The organism is Rhizobium sp. P2_G9, assembly GCF_056403475.1.
Genome location: NZ_JBFUFK010000032.1, coordinates 43,538 through 58,773 on the forward strand (window position 1 = coordinate 43,538; position 15,236 = coordinate 58,773).

20 protein-coding genes are annotated in these 15,236 nt (G+C 60.6%); 13 read left to right on the forward strand and 7 right to left on the reverse strand.

Annotation, left to right across the window (positions count from 1 at the left end; genetic code table 11):
* Positions 1-8: 8 nt before the first annotated feature.
* A complete protein-coding gene (locus tag AC1DYF_RS24515) occupies positions 9-1,631 on the reverse strand; it encodes a cisplatin damage response ATP-dependent DNA ligase (protein WP_477879397.1) in 1,623 nt (540 codons plus the stop codon).
* On the reverse strand, positions 1,628-2,638 hold the full coding sequence (locus AC1DYF_RS24520) for a ligase-associated DNA damage response exonuclease (protein WP_477879470.1): 1,011 nt from the start codon (positions 2,636-2,638) through the stop codon (positions 1,628-1,630). Before AC1DYF_RS24520 ends, AC1DYF_RS24515 begins: the two co-directional genes overlap by 4 nt.
* 159 nt (positions 2,639-2,797) lie before the next feature.
* Between AC1DYF_RS24520 and AC1DYF_RS24525 the strand changes: the two genes are divergently transcribed.
* Positions 2,798-3,070, forward strand: a complete 273-nt coding sequence (locus tag AC1DYF_RS24525; protein WP_477879398.1) for a CopG family ribbon-helix-helix protein — start codon at positions 2,798-2,800, stop codon at positions 3,068-3,070.
* Positions 3,058-3,351, forward strand: coding sequence for a type II toxin-antitoxin system RelE/ParE family toxin (locus AC1DYF_RS24530; protein ID WP_477879400.1), 294 nt, complete (start codon positions 3,058-3,060; stop codon positions 3,349-3,351). Before AC1DYF_RS24525 ends, AC1DYF_RS24530 begins: the two co-directional genes overlap by 13 nt.
* Positions 3,352-3,353: 2 nt before the next feature.
* Here AC1DYF_RS24530 and AC1DYF_RS24535 read toward each other — a convergent pair whose 3' ends face one another.
* Both AC1DYF_RS24535 and AC1DYF_RS24540 read right to left on the reverse strand, forming a co-directional pair.
* Positions 3,354-3,965, reverse strand: coding sequence for a LysE family translocator (locus tag AC1DYF_RS24535; RefSeq protein WP_477879402.1), 612 nt, complete (start codon positions 3,963-3,965; stop codon positions 3,354-3,356).
* Positions 3,966-4,035: 70 nt separating this feature from the next.
* The gene (locus AC1DYF_RS24540) at positions 4,036-4,839 is read right to left on the reverse strand and encodes an AraC family transcriptional regulator (protein WP_477879404.1); all 804 of its coding nucleotides are present in this window, start codon (positions 4,837-4,839) and stop codon (positions 4,036-4,038) included.
* 431 nt (positions 4,840-5,270) lie between these two features.
* On the opposite strand from AC1DYF_RS24540, the gene AC1DYF_RS24545 reads away from it, so the two are divergent.
* Entirely contained in the window at positions 5,271-5,603 is a 333-nt protein-coding gene (locus AC1DYF_RS24545) for an SMR family transporter (RefSeq protein ID WP_477879472.1), read from the forward strand.
* 3 nt (positions 5,604-5,606) lie between these two features.
* Here the strand turns inward: AC1DYF_RS24545 and AC1DYF_RS24550 are convergent, their stop codons facing one another.
* Positions 5,607-6,386, reverse strand: a complete 780-nt coding sequence (locus AC1DYF_RS24550) for a sulfite exporter TauE/SafE family protein (protein ID WP_477879405.1) — start codon at positions 6,384-6,386, stop codon at positions 5,607-5,609.
* Positions 6,387-6,438: 52 nt separating this feature from the next.
* A complete protein-coding gene (locus AC1DYF_RS24555) occupies positions 6,439-7,080 on the reverse strand; it encodes a TetR family transcriptional regulator C-terminal domain-containing protein (protein ID WP_477879406.1) in 642 nt (213 codons plus the stop codon).
* 242 nt (positions 7,081-7,322) lie between these two features.
* Here AC1DYF_RS24555 and AC1DYF_RS24560 point away from each other — a divergent pair, with 242 nt between their 5' ends.
* The 6 genes from AC1DYF_RS24560 to AC1DYF_RS24585 all read left to right on the forward strand — a co-directional run bounded on the left by AC1DYF_RS24560 (position 7,323) and on the right by AC1DYF_RS24585 (position 11,598).
* Positions 7,323-8,576: a Zn-dependent hydrolase gene (locus tag AC1DYF_RS24560; RefSeq protein WP_477879474.1), complete on the forward strand. Its 1,254-nt coding sequence runs from the start codon at positions 7,323-7,325 to the stop codon at positions 8,574-8,576.
* Positions 8,573-8,941 carry a hypothetical protein gene (locus AC1DYF_RS24565; RefSeq protein WP_477879407.1) on the forward strand — a complete coding sequence of 123 codons (369 nt, stop codon included), beginning with the start codon at positions 8,573-8,575 and terminating at the stop codon, positions 8,939-8,941. The genes AC1DYF_RS24560 and AC1DYF_RS24565 overlap by 4 nt, the downstream gene beginning before the upstream one ends.
* The gene (locus AC1DYF_RS24570; RefSeq protein ID WP_477879409.1) at positions 8,938-9,216 is read left to right on the forward strand and encodes a hypothetical protein; all 279 of its coding nucleotides are present in this window, start codon (positions 8,938-8,940) and stop codon (positions 9,214-9,216) included. The genes AC1DYF_RS24565 and AC1DYF_RS24570 overlap by 4 nt, the downstream gene beginning before the upstream one ends.
* Positions 9,209-10,663, forward strand: coding sequence for a dihydropyrimidinase (gene hydA, locus AC1DYF_RS24575; RefSeq protein WP_477879410.1), 1,455 nt, complete (start codon positions 9,209-9,211; stop codon positions 10,661-10,663). Before AC1DYF_RS24570 ends, hydA begins: the two co-directional genes overlap by 8 nt.
* A 1-nt stretch (position 10,664) precedes the next feature.
* Positions 10,665-11,042, forward strand: a complete 378-nt coding sequence (locus AC1DYF_RS24580; protein ID WP_477879412.1) for a hypothetical protein — start codon at positions 10,665-10,667, stop codon at positions 11,040-11,042.
* Between the two features lie 61 nt (positions 11,043-11,103).
* Complete coding sequence (locus AC1DYF_RS24585) at positions 11,104-11,598, forward strand: hypothetical protein (protein ID WP_477879414.1); 495 nt, start codon at positions 11,104-11,106, stop codon at positions 11,596-11,598.
* Between the two features lie 2 nt (positions 11,599-11,600).
* On the opposite strand, the gene AC1DYF_RS24590 is transcribed toward AC1DYF_RS24585, so the two are convergent.
* Complete coding sequence (locus tag AC1DYF_RS24590) at positions 11,601-12,014, reverse strand: cupin domain-containing protein (protein WP_477879415.1); 414 nt, start codon at positions 12,012-12,014, stop codon at positions 11,601-11,603.
* Positions 12,015-12,087: 73 nt separating this feature from the next.
* On the opposite strand from AC1DYF_RS24590, the gene AC1DYF_RS24595 reads away from it, so the two are divergent.
* From AC1DYF_RS24595 to AC1DYF_RS24610, 4 genes are read left to right on the forward strand one after another with little or no spacing between them, the layout of a single operon-like run.
* Positions 12,088-12,885, forward strand: a complete 798-nt coding sequence (locus AC1DYF_RS24595) for an ABC transporter ATP-binding protein (RefSeq protein ID WP_477879416.1) — start codon at positions 12,088-12,090, stop codon at positions 12,883-12,885.
* A gap of 12 nt (positions 12,886-12,897) precedes the next feature.
* On the forward strand, positions 12,898-13,233 hold the full coding sequence (locus tag AC1DYF_RS24600; RefSeq protein ID WP_477879417.1) for a hypothetical protein: 336 nt from the start codon (positions 12,898-12,900) through the stop codon (positions 13,231-13,233).
* A gap of 1 nt (position 13,234) precedes the next feature.
* Positions 13,235-14,122, forward strand: coding sequence for an ABC transporter permease (locus tag AC1DYF_RS24605; protein ID WP_477879418.1), 888 nt, complete (start codon positions 13,235-13,237; stop codon positions 14,120-14,122).
* Positions 14,119-15,225, forward strand: coding sequence for an ABC transporter permease (locus AC1DYF_RS24610; protein ID WP_477879420.1), 1,107 nt, complete (start codon positions 14,119-14,121; stop codon positions 15,223-15,225). The genes AC1DYF_RS24605 and AC1DYF_RS24610 overlap by 4 nt, the downstream gene beginning before the upstream one ends.
* Positions 15,226-15,236 lie beyond the last annotated feature (11 nt).

Sequence of the window (15,236 nt, forward strand, 5' to 3'; positions counted from 1 at the left end):
CCAGTGCCTCAGGCGGTCGGCGATACCGCCTTCTCATCCAGCATCGCTTCCAGCGTCTCGATCGTATCGGCCTCCGCCGCCGGCTTGTCCCACCTCAGCCGCGAAATCCGCGGAAACCGCATCGCCACACCGGACTTGTGCCGGGTCGAGCGCGCAATGCCTTCGAACGCCACTTCAAACACCAGCCCGTGCTCCTCGGTCGCCTTGACCGAACGCACCGGCCCGAACCGCTCGATCGTGTTGTCGCGCACATATTTGTCGATCTGGGCCAGTTCCTCGTCACTGAAGCCGAAATAGGCCTTGCCGACCGGAACCAGCGTGCGGATGCCTTCCTCTTCCTGCCAGACGCCGAACGTATAGTCGGAGTAGAAACTCGACCGCTTGCCATGTCCGCGCTGGGCATACATCAGCACCGCATCGATCGTGTGCGGATCACGTTTCCATTTGAACCATGGCCCCTTCTTGCGACCCGGCAGATAGGGTGAATCCTTGTGCTTGAGCATCACGCCTTCAATGATCGGATGGATCGGCTTGCGGCGCAGATCGTCGAGATGCTGCCAGCTGTCATAATCGAGCTGCGGCGACAGGTCGAAGCGATCCGGATCGAGTTTTGTGACCAGCGTCTCCAGCCGAGCGCGACGCTGGTCAAACGGTAGGTCGCGCGTGTCCTCGCTGCCCTCCATGAGAAGGTCATAGCAGCGTACAAAGACCGGATATTGCGCCTGCGTCTTCGCCGACACCGTCTTGCGGTTCAGCCGCTGCTGCAACTCGCTGAACGTGCCGACATAGCCCGGCGGCTTGCCGACCAGGAGCTCGCCATCGATCACAGCTTCGAAATCGATCGCTGCCATCAAGTCAGGAAAGGCGCCGGAGATTTCGTCGCCGCTGCGCGAATAGAGCTTTCGCACGCCGCCCTCGGAACTCACCTGCACGCGGATGCCGTCCCATTTCCATTCCACGCGATAGTCTTCGGGGCTCAGGCCATCGAGATCACCGTCCTGCACCGCATTGGCAAGCATGACCGGCCGGAACAGTGCCTTGGCGGCATTCTCGGGCTTGCCGGTCTTGCCCTCCAGCCAGGCGAACAGATCGGTGTAGGGCACTTTCAGCCCGTGCCACAGTTCTTCGATCTCGACCACGTCCTGGCCGCCGAAATCCGCCAGCGCCTGCCGCGTCAGCCCCGAAGACACGCCGATGCGTAAGCCGCCGGTGACCAGCTTGATCACCGCATAACGCCCCGGCGCGTCGAGCTGATCGAGGATGGCCGCGAATTTCTTCGGTGCCTCGGTCCTCGACGCCTTCATCAGCGTCTCGACGACAAAGGAGAGCGGCAGAGGATCGAGGTCGGCCAGAACCTCGTTCTCCGGCCAGACCAGCGACACCGTTTCAGCGAGGTCGCCGACATAGTCGTAACTATAGGCGAACAGAACCTCATCGATCCGCTCGACTGCCAGCGCCCTGAGCAGGGCCGGCTTGACCGCCGGAATGTCGAGCCCATCGGTCAGCGCCGCCAGCGCATAGCCGCGGTCGGGATCGGGCGTCTCGGCGAAATAATCCTTCAGCAATTTGAGCTTGCCGTTGCGCGATGGCGTCAGCACCAGCCGGTCGATGAGTTCGGAAAACGCCTTCATTCCGCCTCGTCCTCATAGCCCACCAGATGCAGCGGCCGGCCGGAAATCTGGTGCAATTCGCACCAGCGCACCAAAGCCTCCTCGCGGCCATGCGTCACCCAGATTTCCGAGGCGCCGGTCTCAGTGATCGTCTCCGTCAACTCGTCCCAGTCGGAATGATCCGACAGCACCAGCGGCAGTTCGACACCGCGCTGCTTTATGCGCTGGCGGATCTGCATCCAGCCGGAGGCAAAGCAGGTGACTGGTTCGGCAAACCGCCGCGCCCAGCGGTCGGAAAAGGCCGATGGCGTGCAGACGATGATTTCGCCGGCAAAATCCGCCTTGTTGCCCTTCTCCAGCGTCGCCGGCGCCAGTTCGCCAAGATCCACGCCGCGGCTCTGGTAATAGGAAGAAATCTTCTCCAGCGCCCCATGGATATAGATCGTCCGGTCATAGCCCGCCTGTCTGAGCAGGCTGATCACCCGCTGCGCCTTGCCGAGCGCATAGGCGCCGACCAGATGCGTACGTTCTGGAAATTGCGCCACGGAATGCAAGAGCCGCCCGATCTCATCGCCATCGTCAGGATGGCGGAACACCGGCAACCCGAACGTCGCCTCGGTGATGAACACATCGCATTCGACCGGCTCGAACGGCAGGCAGGTCGCATCCTTTCGCCGCTTGTAGTCGCCGGAGGCAACGATGCGCATGCCGTCCTTCTCGACGACGATCTGCGCGGAGCCGAGGACATGCCCGGCGGGTACGAATTTCACCGTGACGCCATTCATATCCATCACTTCGCCGAGCCGCACCGCCTGCCTTTGCCCGGCATAACCGTCGCCATAGCGGATTGCCATGATGTCGAGCGTCTCAGCCGTCGCCAGCACCTTGGCATGGCCGGAACGCGCATGATCGGAATGGCCATGCGTGATCAGCGCCTGCGCCACCGGCACAACGGGATCGATATAAAAGTCGCCGGGCGGGCAATAGAGGCCCTGCGGCATCGGCAGAAGCAGGTCGGAAGCGCGCATAGCCAAGAGATATACCGAAGCGTGACAGTTTCAAGCAGTAGTGATTTGCCCACATCGGCGGTAACGACTCTATGGGTCGGTGGGTTCACCCGCACGATGTCGACATTGCAGCGAGATCAGGTATACTGTGGGTATCGATAGGTAATACCGGAAGCGACAATGGCACTTTCCATCAAACTTGACGACGCGATGAAAGAGCGTGTTCGCGCCCTGGCGGAAGAGCAGCAGCGTTCGCCTCACTGGATCATGAAGGAGGCTATCCGGCAATATGTCGAGGCGGAAGAAGCGAGGTCCTCGTTCGAAAAGGAGGCGCTCGCATCTTGGCAGCATTACAAGGAAACCGGCTTGCATCTGACGGTCGAAGAAGTACACGATTGGCTGAAAGGCTGGGGCACGGACGAAGAGACTGATCCACCCGAATGCCACAAGTAATCATTACCGAAACAGCACGGCGAGGCATTGATCGCTGCCGARAATTCCTGACATCGAAAAATCCGGAAGCAGCAAAACGTGCATTTGTTGAGATCACTGCACATTTCATGTCGCTAAAGACCTCTCCTGAAATGGGAAGGCCATCAACGAAAAACACCGAGCTCCGGGAGTTGCTGATCCCCTTCGGTGACTCAGGCTATGTGGCGCTTTACATCTACGAGCGGCCCACTGACCAAGTCATCATTCTGGCTTTCCGACATCAGAAACAAGCGGGCTTTTAACTTCAACGCTCCGCCAAGGCCAGCCGTACCCCCAGCAGCACGAAGGCAGCAGCAAAGCTTCGCCGCATCCAGGCCATTACCGCCGGCCTCGAAATGATCCGGTCGCGCACCGACGCGGCGAACAGGCCGTAGAGCGCGAAGACGACGAAGGTCATCGCCATGAACACACCGCTCAGCATCAGCATGTTCTGAAGCGGATGCGGATCGCGCGTGGTGACGAATTGCGGCAGGAAGGCAAGGAAGAAGATCGACAATTTCGGATTGAGGATGTTGATCAGCACCGCATGCACAATGACCTGCAACGCCGAACGCTCCTTCTTCTCGCCCTCGACCTTCAGCGCACCGCCTTCCCTGAGGGAATGCCAGGCCATGTAGAGCAGGTAGGCGACGCCGAGATATTTGAACAGTTCGAAGGCGAGCGCGCTCGTATGCAGGATCACCGCCAGCCCACCGATCGCGGCAGCGAGATGCGGTACGATGCCGAGCGTGCAGCCGAAGGCGGCGACCATACTCGCCCGCGCCCCGCGCGAAAGCCCGGTGGCAATTGTGAAGATCGCACCCGTGCCGGGCGAAGCAACGATGATGAAACTGGTGATCAGAAATTCCGGGCTCATGGCGACCTCCCTGTGAGACACCGCAGAGATGAGCCGGAACCGTGCCAGCGGTCTTGAACAGGATTGCAGATCAGCGGAAAGCCGCGGCATAGACGCCAGGCGTCACGCCATATTTGCCGACGAAAATGCGCGTCATATGGCTCTGGTCGGCAAAGCCGCTCGCCACGGCAGTCTCCGCCAGCGCCATGCCCTGCCGGATGAATTGCCGGGCGCGATCCGCCCGCCTCTGCATCAGATAGGCATGCGGCGACAGCCCGGTCAGGCGCGAGAACCCGCGCAGCACCTGGAAGCGGCTGAGACCGCTGACCCGCGCCAGATCATCAAGCGTGACATCGTCTGCGGGGACGTCATCGAGCAACGCACGCACGCGGCGCAGCGCATCGGGGACACCATATGCTGCCTCCACGCCGTGATCGAAGACCAGGCTCTCGATGAGAAGAAAAAGCCGGTTTTGCTGTGCTAAAGCCGCATTCGTCTGGCCAGAGGTCGCCAGCGCGTAGAGTGTCAGAAATTGCGTCGCAGCCATGCCGTCCGCCAGCACCGGATGGTGGAATTCCTGGACACCCTTTTCGTCGAAAATATCGCTGAGCACATCGAGCATGATTGCCGGATCGAAATAGAGCATCCGCCACGCCCGCCCCTGATCATCGATTGGCAGGCCATCATGCACTTCGCCGGGATTGACGGTGATAACGTTGCCCGGCCCGGCATCCACCACGCCGCGACCGCTGAGCGACGTCTGGGCACCGCGCAAAATGACCCCTATACCGAACTGCTCATGCGTGTGTTTTGGAAAACGATGATTGCTATCGGCCTCGACTGCCTCGATCCCGGGCAGGCTGGTCCGCCGCATCAGGAATCCGCCTTTGGGCATCGAACCTCCAGAAAATCAAAAGGGCCGCTTTCTAAAGCGGCCCCCATGAGAATTGGCCTGTGTCAGGCCGGATCGCATTGGCGCGACCCTAAGGAAGGTGGGTTCAGAGCGAGGGCTGCCCCGCAATCTTCACCACTTTTCCAAAGCCGGACACGAGTACCGCAAACTCATTAGACATTGGATCACCTTCCTTTCACTACGTTGACGATGATTCCAATGTAGACCTGTTCAGGCCAATTTCAAGCCGGCTAACGAGCACAAAACATTTCAAGTGAAATATTGTGCACGCTTATTTTTTGAGCGGAATTGACGATGGGAAGGAAGGTGAGCCAATGACTCGTCTCGTCGGCAATGACGCGATGATCTGTCGGCGGCGATTTCTGCCGGCGCGAGAGTAGCGAAAGGCGGTAGCAACCGATATTCAGGCTGCCATCATGACCTATATCCTGCTTGCCGCTGCCATCGTCGCCGAAGTCATTGCCACCTCCGCCTTGGCGCGGACGGACGGGTTTACCCGTCTTATGCCGAGCGTCCTCGCCATCCTCGGCTACGGCCTTGCCTTCTATCTCCTGTCGCTGGTGACCCGCACGGTGCCAGTCGGCATCGTCTACGCGGTCTGGTCCGGCGCCGGCATCGTGCTGGTTGCCATGGCCGGCTGGCTGCTGTTCGGCCAGAAGCTGGACCTGGCGGCCGTGATCGGTCTGGCGCTGATCATCGCCGGCGTGCTGATCATCAATCTCGTGTCGAAATCGGTTAGTCACTGAGCTCTAACGCAGATACCCGTCGAGTAGCGGCAGGCTGCTGACCGCCGCCACGCCGATCAGCACGTAACAGATGCGCCGAAACGTCTGCTCGCTGGCAAGCCCGAAGGATCGCGCCCCGATAAACAGGCCAATGGCGTAGAGCGGACCACAGATCACCGACAACAGGAAGACGTCGGTGATGAAAAGGCCGGCATAATAATAGCTTACAGCCGAGAAGATCGACGAGATGGCAAAATAGAGCACGATATTGGCCCGCACAGTCGCGACCGAATTGGCACCACCCAGCCAATAGGCGACCACAGGCGGCCCGCCGAGCTGCGCTGCGCCGCTATAAACTCCAGCCACGAGCCCGACCCCGGCCGCAAGCGGCGGGTAAGGCTTGCCGCGATATCGCCAGCCGGAAATCAGCAGTCCGAGAAAGCCGAGCGCGGTGATCGAGATCACCCAGCGCACGACGATCGGATCAAGATGCACGAGCAGCACGACGCCGGCCGGCACCCCGAACAAAGCGCCGATCGACATCGCACCGACATCCTTCTTGTCCGCCTTGCCTGTTGCGCCTGGCAGCAGGCTCGAAGCGCAAACAGCATCGATCACCAGCAGGATCGGGTTTGCCATCTTCGGGCCTATCAAGGCGCTCGCCAGCGGCACGAAAATCAGTGCCGCACCGAAACCGGAAAAGCCGCGCGCGACGCCGGCGACCAGGATGGATATGAACAGCAGCGCCAGCGTCTTGACCGGATAAGCCGCGAGCGTGCCTTCGATGATGGCGAGGAAGTGCATTTGGAGGCGGCAGATCTTGAGCGAATCGGAGGGAAAAAGATGATACTCTCGCTTACTTCGAAATACTCAGCCCGCCCATGAAAAGCTGTTCGAGATAGCGCGCCGCATCTTCGAACCGCCCCTCACCCGCCTTTTCCTGCCCTAGCACCGCCCGCACCTGCACATCGAAGTCGGCATAATGCTGCGTCGTCGACCAGATGGAAAAGATCAGATGGTAGGGGTCGCATTTGGCGATCTTGCCGGCCTTGGCCCAAGCGCGGATCACCTCCGCCTTTTCATCGACCAGCTGTTTCAGCGGCCCCTTGAGTTCATCTTCGATCAGCGGCGCGCCGCGCAGCACTTCATTGGCGAAGAGCCGGCTTTCGCGTGGAAAATCGCGCGCCATTTCCAGTTTGCGGCGGATATAGGATCGAATCTCGGCCTCGGGACTACCTTCAGCGTCGAAGGCCCTGAGCGGATCCAGCCAGGTGTCGAGCACGCGCTCGATCAGCGCCCGGTGCATCGCCTCCTTGGTGCGGAAATAGTAGAGCAGGTTCGGCTTCGACATGCGGGCAACCTCGGCGATCTGGTCGATGGTCGCGCCACGGAAACCATGCATGGAAAAGACATCGAGGGCGGCCTCGAGGATCTGCTCTTCCTTCTCCTCCTGGATACGCGTGCGACGCTGTGTCCGGGCTGCCCTGGGTATTGCCATGACGTCTGCCGATCCTGCCTCATCCCACGCCGAAAATTGTAGAGATCCGTTCTTTTCGGCTTGAGTGCTGCGTCAGAAATTGTAATGTTTACCAAACGGTCAAATTATTGGACAAAACGTCGCCGAAACGCAACTGTCCATTTCGGGAAAAGCAACAATCAACAGCCCGAAAGACCGCGTGGGAACAACATGCTGCGCCGATCAAGGCGCCAGGAACGGGCGGATCGCCCGAGGGAGAATGAATCGTGGCTGCACCCGGCGAAAATATGCGTGTCAATGGCGATCGTCTGTGGGACTCGCTGATGGACATGGCCAAGATCGGCCCCGGCGTCGCGGGCGGCAACAATCGCCAGACGCTGACCGATAGCGACAATGAAGGACGGCACCTGTTCAAGACATGGTGCGACGCCGCTGGCCTGACCATGGGCATCGACACGATGGGCACCATGTTCGCCACCCGCCCCGGCACCGATCCGGATGCGCTGCCCATCTATGTCGGCTCGCATCTCGACACCCAGCCGACGGGCGGCAAGTATGACGGCGTGCTCGGCGTGCTCTCGGCGCTGGAAGTCGTCCGCTCGATGAACGATCTCGACATCAAGACCAAGCACCCGATCGTCGTTACCAACTGGACCAACGAGGAAGGCGCCCGTTTCGCCCCCGCCATGCTCGCCTCCGGCGTCTTCGCCGGCGTGCATACGCAGGATTATGCCTATAGCCGCAAGGACCCGGACGGCAAGCTGTTCGGCGACGAGTTGAAGCGCATCGGCTGGGTCGGCGACGAACAGGTCGGCGCGCGCAAGATGCATGCCTATTTCGAATACCATATCGAACAGGGACCGATCCTCGAAGCCGAAAACAAGCAGATCGGCGTCGTCACCCACTGTCAGGGCCTGTGGTGGCTGGAATTCACGCTCACCGGCCGCGAGGCGCATACCGGCTCGACGCCGATGAACCTGCGCGTCAATGCCGGCCTCGCCATGGCCCGGATCATGGAAATGGTCCAGGGCGTCGCCATGGAAAACCAGCCTGGCTGCGTTGGCGGCGTTGGCCAGGTGAAATTCTCGCCCAATTCGCGCAACGTGCTGCCCGGCACGGTGATCTTCACCGTCGACATCCGCTCGCCGCAACAGGCCAAGCTCGACAAGATGCGGGCCGAGATCGAATCCAAGGCGGCGGACATTTGTGCTGCGCTGGGTGTCGGCTGTTCGATCGAGGCCGTTGGCCATTTCGACCCGGTCACCTTCGACCCCGGCCTCGTCGCCTCGGTGCGCAAGGCCGCGGAAGATCTTGGCTACAGCCATATGGACATTATCTCCGGCGCCGGCCACGACGCCTGCTGGGCCTCCAAAGTAGCGCCCGCCACCATGGTCATGTGCCCCTGCGTCGGCGGTCTGAGCCACAACGAGGCCGAGGACATCTCCAAGGAATGGGCCACAGCCGGCGCCGACGTGCTACTCCGCGCGGTGGTGGAGACGGCAGGGATTGTGGAGTGAAAAAGCCGTCTCCAGAGCTGGCGCTCATATGGCTCTTTGCCCCGCTGGTCTGGATTGGGTTGCTGGTAAAGGTCGTCAACCTCGTCGAACTGCGCAGCACATACACTAGTCTCTGGCGAGAGCATCAAAACATGATGCAGCTGTTCGACCAGGGACAAAGGAATGTCAGAAGCGCGACCGGAGATAGCTTGGCAGACATGTTCGAATATATGTCAACGGCAAGAGGAGAATATCTCGACGCGTTGGAATTTGTTCTCCTGCTTGGCATTCTGCCGACAATGGTGATCTGGTTTGCAGTAGCTCTGAAAGCCGGATTGAGCGGAAACTCGAAAGTCGTCGCCGTAGCAGCCAAGGACGAGGCATGACGCTTGAACCTGTATCTCTGAGGCCGACCATCGACATGAGCCAGGACGTGCCGGTGCTTTTGAGCATGGCCGAATTGCTGGTTCTCTCGGATTGCCTGGAACGATTGGAGAAAAAACTCGATGAAATCGGACTGTTCGATGAACCGGAAAGAACTGCGCTTTGGGCGCTTGAAGCATGCCTCGAAAAACTCAATCCGATCATCTTCAGCGAGCACTACGACTTCTATATTCGCCAAGCGAAAAGCCATCTGACTGGGAGTAATGAAGATGTCTAAAGTCATCAAGGGCGGAACCATCGTCACCGCCGACCTGACCTACAAGGCTGATGTGAAGATCGACGGCGGCAAGATCGTCGAGATCGGGCAAGACCTTTCCGGCGACGAGACGCTCGATGCCACCGGCTGCTATGTCATGCCCGGCGGCATCGATCCGCATGTGCATCTCGAAATGCCGTTCATGGGCACCTATTCCTCCGATGATTTCGAGAGCGGCACCCGCGCAGGGCTTGCCGGCGGCACGACCATGGTGGTGGATTTCTGCCTGCCCTCGCCTGGCCAATCGCTGCTTGAAGCGCTGCAGATGTGGGACAACAAGTCGACCCGCGCCAATGCCGACTATTCCTTCCACATGGCGGTCACCTGGTGGGGCGAGCAGGTGTTCAACGAGATGGAAACCGTCGTCAAGGAAAAGGGCATCAACACCTTCAAGCACTTCATGGCCTATAAGGGCGCGCTGATGGTGGACGACGACGAAATGTTCTCGTCCTTCCAGCGCTGTGCAGCCCTCGGCGCCCTGCCGCTGGTGCATGCGGAAAATGGCGACGTCGTGGCACAATTGCAGGCAAAGCTGCTCGGCGAAGGCAATAACGGCCCCGAAGCGCATGCCTATTCCCGTCCCGCCGAGCTCGAAGGCGAGGCCACCAATCGCGCCATCATCATCGCCAACGCCGTCGGCGCGCCGCTCTATGTCGTGCACACCTCCTGCGAACAGGCGCATGAAGCCATCCGTCGCGCCCGCCAGAACGGCATGCGCGTCTATGGCGAGCCCTTGATCCAGCATCTGACGCTCGACGAGAGCGAATATGCCAACCCCGATTGGGATCATGCCGCCCGCCGGGTGATGAGCCCGCCCTTCCGCGACAAGCGCCACCAGGACAGCCTGTGGGCCGGCCTGCAGGCAGGCTCGTTGCAGGTCGTGGCGACCGACCACTGCGCCTTCACCACCAAGCAGAAGCGCACCGGCGTCGGCGATTTCACCAAGATCCCCAACGGCACCGGCGGTCTCGAAGACCGCATGCCGATGCTCTGGACGCACGGCGTGGCCACCGGTCGCATCACGATGAATGAATTCGTCGCCGTGACCTCGACCAATATCGCCAAGATCCTCAACATCTATCCAAAGAAGGGCGCGATCCTGGTCGGCGCCGATGCCGATATCGTCGTCTGGGACCCGAGCCGCTCGAAGACGATTTCGGCGTCAACGCAGCAGTCGGCGATCGATTACAACGTCTTCGAAGGCAAGACCGTGACCGGCCTGCCGCGCTTTACCCTGACCCGCGGCTATGTCGCGATCGAGGAAGCGACGGTGAAGACACGCGAAGGCCACGGCCAGTTTGTCGCCCGCGAACCCTTCCCGGCGGTGTCGTCCGCGCTGACGAAGTGGAAAGAGGTCACCGCGCCGCGCAAGGTGCAGCGCGCCGGCATCCCGGCAAGCGGGGTTTGATATGAGCCGGTGCCGCCTCATCATCGCATTTTTGTTGATCTGCGTGGCGCCGCTTTCCGCAGGGGCTGCATCCCTGGCCATCGATGGTCAATATGGCGACAAGTTGGGGTGCCAATTTGGCAAGACCGAGGAATCGACGGGTGATAGCGATTTCATTCTCCTGACGCCCGATGCCATCAGAAGTTCTGTCGCCTTTTGCAGTATCAAGAGCATCGACAAGACGTCCGGCAACACGGTGAGCACCACGCTCTCCTGCGCTGACGAAGGCGAGGCGGGAGAGACGACGATGACGGCGAACGTGATCCGCACCGGCCACGACAGCTACCGCGTCGATTTCAGCGACGGAACGTCATGGGGGCCGTTCAAGCGATGCAAATAAGGGCAGATCGCCATCTCGACAACAGGCGCTCGTTCATGAGGCAGCGAGTGGGAGAGCAGCCATGAGCGATGTACAGCCACATCCGGCGCCGATGCAAAGCAGTTTACGCCTGCTTAATCTCGCCGGACGCTTCGTGCTAGGATATGTTGTAGCAATCGCGGCAGGCACCTTTCTGTTCTCGCTGGTTGAATGTCTTTTCCCCGATGGGTCCCTCGTCGATCCGGCGGCAGATGTCAGCCAATTGGCTCGCCAGATGTGGCAACTATGCGTGGTCGGCTTCGTCTTTGGCGGGGTCTTCGCACTGCCCTATACGATTGTCGGCGCGCTTGTCTTCCGGTTCCTGCTGCCCCGCAACTGGATTGTCTTCATGATCGTTGGCATCCTCTGTCCGACGATCGCCCTCATGACACTCAACATCCTGCTGGGTGGTGGTGCGTCTATCACCGACGGCCTAGCGCGGATGGCATGGACGTCCCTGCCGGCAGGCATCATTGCGACATATCTTTTCGGCGCCATCGGCTTCGGGTTGGGGTTTGGCAAATGGAGGTTTGCATGACCTCAATCCGCAAATTTCTCCAATTCCGGCAGCAGCACCACGCTTTCCTGCTCGTTCGGATCCGTCCGCGCAATCACCGCAGTCGCAGACTCTGTCTTCGACCGGTTGACCGGCAGGTGCGGTACGCCGGCCGGGATATAGAACATGTCACCGGCCTTGGTGACGACGCGATGTTCGAGCTTTTCGCCATAAAACGTGTCGACTTCTCCCGACAGAACAAAGATCGCCGTCTCATGCCCCTCATGCATATGCGCCTTGGCGCGGCCGCCCGGCGGTACGGTGAGCAGCATCATGGCAATGCCCTTGGAGCCCGAGGATTCCTTCGATATGCCTTCGAGGTAGGAAAAACCCTGCTTGCCGTCATAGGGAATTTGGGGACGGATCAGCTTGCATTCGGGAAGCTCGGATGATGACATAGAAATACCTCTTCCAAATAAATCAAAGGGCGGTCGAACCGCTCGGGGAACGACAAGAACATACTGGGTGAACATGACGAAATCCAATCAAACCGTGGTGGCGGCGCGCGGGCTCGGGCTCACGTTCGAGACCAATGACGGACCGGTAACGGCGCTGACCGGCGTCGACCTGGATATCAAGAAGGGTGACTTCGTATCCTTCATCGGTCCGTCCGGCTGCGGCAAGACCACATTCCTGCGCGCTATCGCCGATCTCGAACAGCCGACGGAAGGCTCCATTCTGGTCAACGGCATGACGCCATCACAGGCGCGCCATCACCGCGCCTATGGCTACGTCTTCCAGGCCGCTGCGCTCTATCCCTGGCGCACGATCGAGAAGAACATCGCGCTGCCGCTCGAAATCATGGCCTATCCCAAGCGCGAACGCAAAGCCCGCATCGAGCGCGTGCTCGATCTCGTCAACCTCAAAGGCTTCGGCAAGAAATACCCCTGGCAGCTCTCCGGCGGCATGCAGCAGCGCGCCTCGATCGCCCGCGCGCTCGCTTTCGACGCTGATCTTCTCCTGATGGACGAACCCTTCGGCGCACTCGACGAGATCGTCCGCGACCATCTCAACGAAGAACTGTTGAAACTCTGGGACCGCACCAACAAGACCATCTGTTTCGTCACCCACTCGATCCCCGAGGCCGTCTATCTCTCGACCAAGATCGTGGTGATGAGCCCGCGGCCCGGCCGCGTCACCGACATCATCGATTCACCACTGCCAAGCCATCGCCCGCTCGATATCCGCGAATCGCCGGAATTTCTGGAAATCGCCCATCGCGTTCGGGAGGGCCTGCGCGCCGGCCATTCCTATGAAGAACATGTTTGAAGGCGCCCTCTCATGAAGCTCAGCTTTGTTCTCTGGATCAGCGTTTCCGCGGTGATTTTCGTCAGCGCCGCCACCGCTTCGCGCCTCTATGTCTCCACCAGCAATGCGCTCTGGGTGGTCCTGTCGCTGTCGCTCTATATCGTCGGCAACCTGATCATGATCCGGCTGATGCGCGAGGGCGGGCTGGGGCTTGCCATCTCGATCTCGGCCATCGCGCAGCTGGTGCTCGCCAACCTGATCGCCTTCGGCTTCTTCGGCGAGCGGATTTCGGTCGTGCAGTTGGGCGGCATCGCACTTGGCCTCGTCGCCGTGATGCTGATGATGTGGCCGCAACGGGGCGGAGCGTGAGATGCAGAGGCCCGCACGCACCTCCGACAAGATCATCCCGGTTCTGACGATCACCGTCATTATCATCGTCGTCTGGTATCTCGCCGCGATCTTCATGAACGCGCCCTTCCAGCGCGATCAGGACCAGCGCATGGGCGTCACCTCGACAACGATCGAGCTGATCGAAAAGACCTGGTCGCAGCCCAAGCCGACCATGCCAGCGCCGCACCAAGTGGCGGAAAACCTCTACAAGAACATCTTCACCGTCAAACCCTGGTCGGCGCGCAGCCTCGTCTACCACAGCTGGGTGACGCTCTCCTCCACCCTGCTCGGCTTTGCCATGGGCACCGCGCTCGGCATTCTGATCGCCGTCGGCATCGTGCATGTGCCGGCGCTGGAGCGCTCCTTCCTGCCCTGGATCATCGCCTCGCAGACGATCCCGATCCTCGCCGTGGCGCCGATGATCATCGTCGTGCTCGCCGCGGTCGGCATTACCGGCATCTTTCCCAAGGCGCTGATCTCGACCTACCTGTCCTTCTTCCCGGTCGCCGTCGGCATGGTCAAGGGCCTACGTTCGCCGGAAATCCTGCATCTCGACCTGATGCGCACCTATAACGCCACCCAATGGCAAACCTTCTGGAAGCTCAGGGTTCCGGCTTCGGTGCCGTTCTTCTTCACCTCGATCAAGGTCGCGGTCGCCGCCAGCCTGGTCGGCGCCATTGTCGGCGAATTGCCAACCGGCGCTGTCGCCGGGATCGGCTCGAAACTGCTCGCCGGCTCCTATTACAGCCAGACGATCGACGTCTGGGCGGCACTGATCGCCGGCTCCATCGTCGCCGTTATCCTGGTCACTGTCGTCGACATCGTCGCCAAGCTGACCGCCAAGGGCATGGGAGCACGGCCGTCATGAGATCGCTGACACTTCACTGGCAATCGGTCCTTGCCACGCTCCTCTTCATCGCAGCACTTTTCCTCCTGCCGCTGAGCAAGACGGCGTCGGAGGAAACCACGACCGCAATCCTGGTGGTCACGGCTGCCGCCATCCTGGCATCAGTAATCAATTTTGGCCGCGAGGCCGGCATCTGGGCGCTGTTCCTGCTGACCCATATCGCGGTCTTCGAGCTGATCTCCACGATTGCCGGATCAGAAGGGACTGCCACCGCGAGCTTCTTCCTCATCCTCATCGCCTGCTGGCTGCTCGCCTGGCGGCTCGTGACCGTGCTGTCCGGCGATGGTTCGAAGCGCTCAGGTGGCGGCATTCTTGGGCGGATCATAGTGCCGGCTTTGTTCGGCGTCTGGATCCTGATCCTCTGGGAGGCGCTCACCCGCGGCGCCGGCATTCCCTTCGTGCTGCTGCCGCCGCCATCCGCCGTGGGCGTGCGTATCATGGCATCGCTGCCGATCCTCGCCGCCGACTTCCAGCAGACCGTCTTGAAGGCTGTCGTGTTTGGTTTCGTCGTCGGCTCGGGCGCCGGTTTCCTGGTCGCGGTGCTGGCCGATCGCTACCGTTTCCTGTCGAACGGGCTGTTGCCGATCGGCAATCTCGTCTCGGCTTTGCCGATCATCGGCGTGGCGCCGGTCATGGTCATCTGGTTCGGCTTCGGCTGGCAATCCAAGGCCGCCGTGGTCATCGTCATGACCTTCTTCCCGATGCTGGTCAACACGCTGGCCGGCCTGACCGCAGCCGGCCATATGGAGCGCGATCTGATGCGCACCTATGGCGCCAGCCACTGGCAGACACTGCTTTCGCTGCGCCTGCCGGCGGCCATGCCCTTCATCTTCAACGCGTTGAAAATCAACTCGACGCTCGCCCTGATCGGCGCGCTGGTGGCCGAATTCTTCGGCACGCCGGTGGTCGGCATGGGCTTTCGAATCTCGACCGAAGTGGGTCGGATGAACCTCGACATGGTCTGGGCCGAAATAGCCCTTGCGGCCATTGTCGGGTCGTTGTTCTATGGCGCAATCGCACTTCTCGAACGCGCCGTGACTTTCTGGCATCCGTCTTATCGATAGAGCCACAACCA

Bases quoted from the DNA above. Each gene is read 5' to 3' on its own strand.
- AC1DYF_RS24570 (WP_477879409.1), top strand. From the start codon at position 8,938: ATGACGCTTGAACCTGTATCTCTGAGGCCGACCATCGACATGAGCCAG.
- AC1DYF_RS24540 (WP_477879404.1), bottom strand. From the start codon at position 4,839: ATGCCCAAAGGCGGATTCCTGATGCGGCGGACCAGCCTGCCCGGGATC.
- AC1DYF_RS24595 (WP_477879416.1), top strand. From the start codon at position 12,088: ATGACGAAATCCAATCAAACCGTGGTGGCGGCGCGCGGGCTCGGGCTC.
- AC1DYF_RS24520 (WP_477879470.1), bottom strand. From the start codon at position 2,638: ATGCGCGCTTCCGACCTGCTTCTGCCGATGCCGCAGGGCCTCTATTGC.
- AC1DYF_RS24580 (WP_477879412.1), top strand. From the start codon at position 10,665: ATGAGCCGGTGCCGCCTCATCATCGCATTTTTGTTGATCTGCGTGGCG.
- AC1DYF_RS24585 (WP_477879414.1), top strand. From the start codon at position 11,104: ATGAGCGATGTACAGCCACATCCGGCGCCGATGCAAAGCAGTTTACGC.
- AC1DYF_RS24525 (WP_477879398.1), top strand. From the start codon at position 2,798: ATGGCACTTTCCATCAAACTTGACGACGCGATGAAAGAGCGTGTTCGC.
- AC1DYF_RS24605 (WP_477879418.1), top strand. From the start codon at position 13,235: ATGCAGAGGCCCGCACGCACCTCCGACAAGATCATCCCGGTTCTGACG.
- AC1DYF_RS24600 (WP_477879417.1), top strand. From the start codon at position 12,898: ATGAAGCTCAGCTTTGTTCTCTGGATCAGCGTTTCCGCGGTGATTTTC.
- AC1DYF_RS24535 (WP_477879402.1), bottom strand. From the start codon at position 3,965: ATGAGCCCGGAATTTCTGATCACCAGTTTCATCATCGTTGCTTCGCCC.
- hydA (WP_477879410.1), top strand. From the start codon at position 9,209: ATGTCTAAAGTCATCAAGGGCGGAACCATCGTCACCGCCGACCTGACC.
- AC1DYF_RS24610 (WP_477879420.1), top strand. From the start codon at position 14,119: ATGAGATCGCTGACACTTCACTGGCAATCGGTCCTTGCCACGCTCCTC.
- AC1DYF_RS24550 (WP_477879405.1), bottom strand. From the start codon at position 6,386: ATGCACTTCCTCGCCATCATCGAAGGCACGCTCGCGGCTTATCCGGTC.
- AC1DYF_RS24515 (WP_477879397.1), bottom strand. From the start codon at position 1,631: ATGAAGGCGTTTTCCGAACTCATCGACCGGCTGGTGCTGACGCCATCG.
- AC1DYF_RS24590 (WP_477879415.1), bottom strand. From the start codon at position 12,014: ATGTCATCATCCGAGCTTCCCGAATGCAAGCTGATCCGTCCCCAAATT.
- AC1DYF_RS24555 (WP_477879406.1), bottom strand. From the start codon at position 7,080: ATGGCAATACCCAGGGCAGCCCGGACACAGCGTCGCACGCGTATCCAG.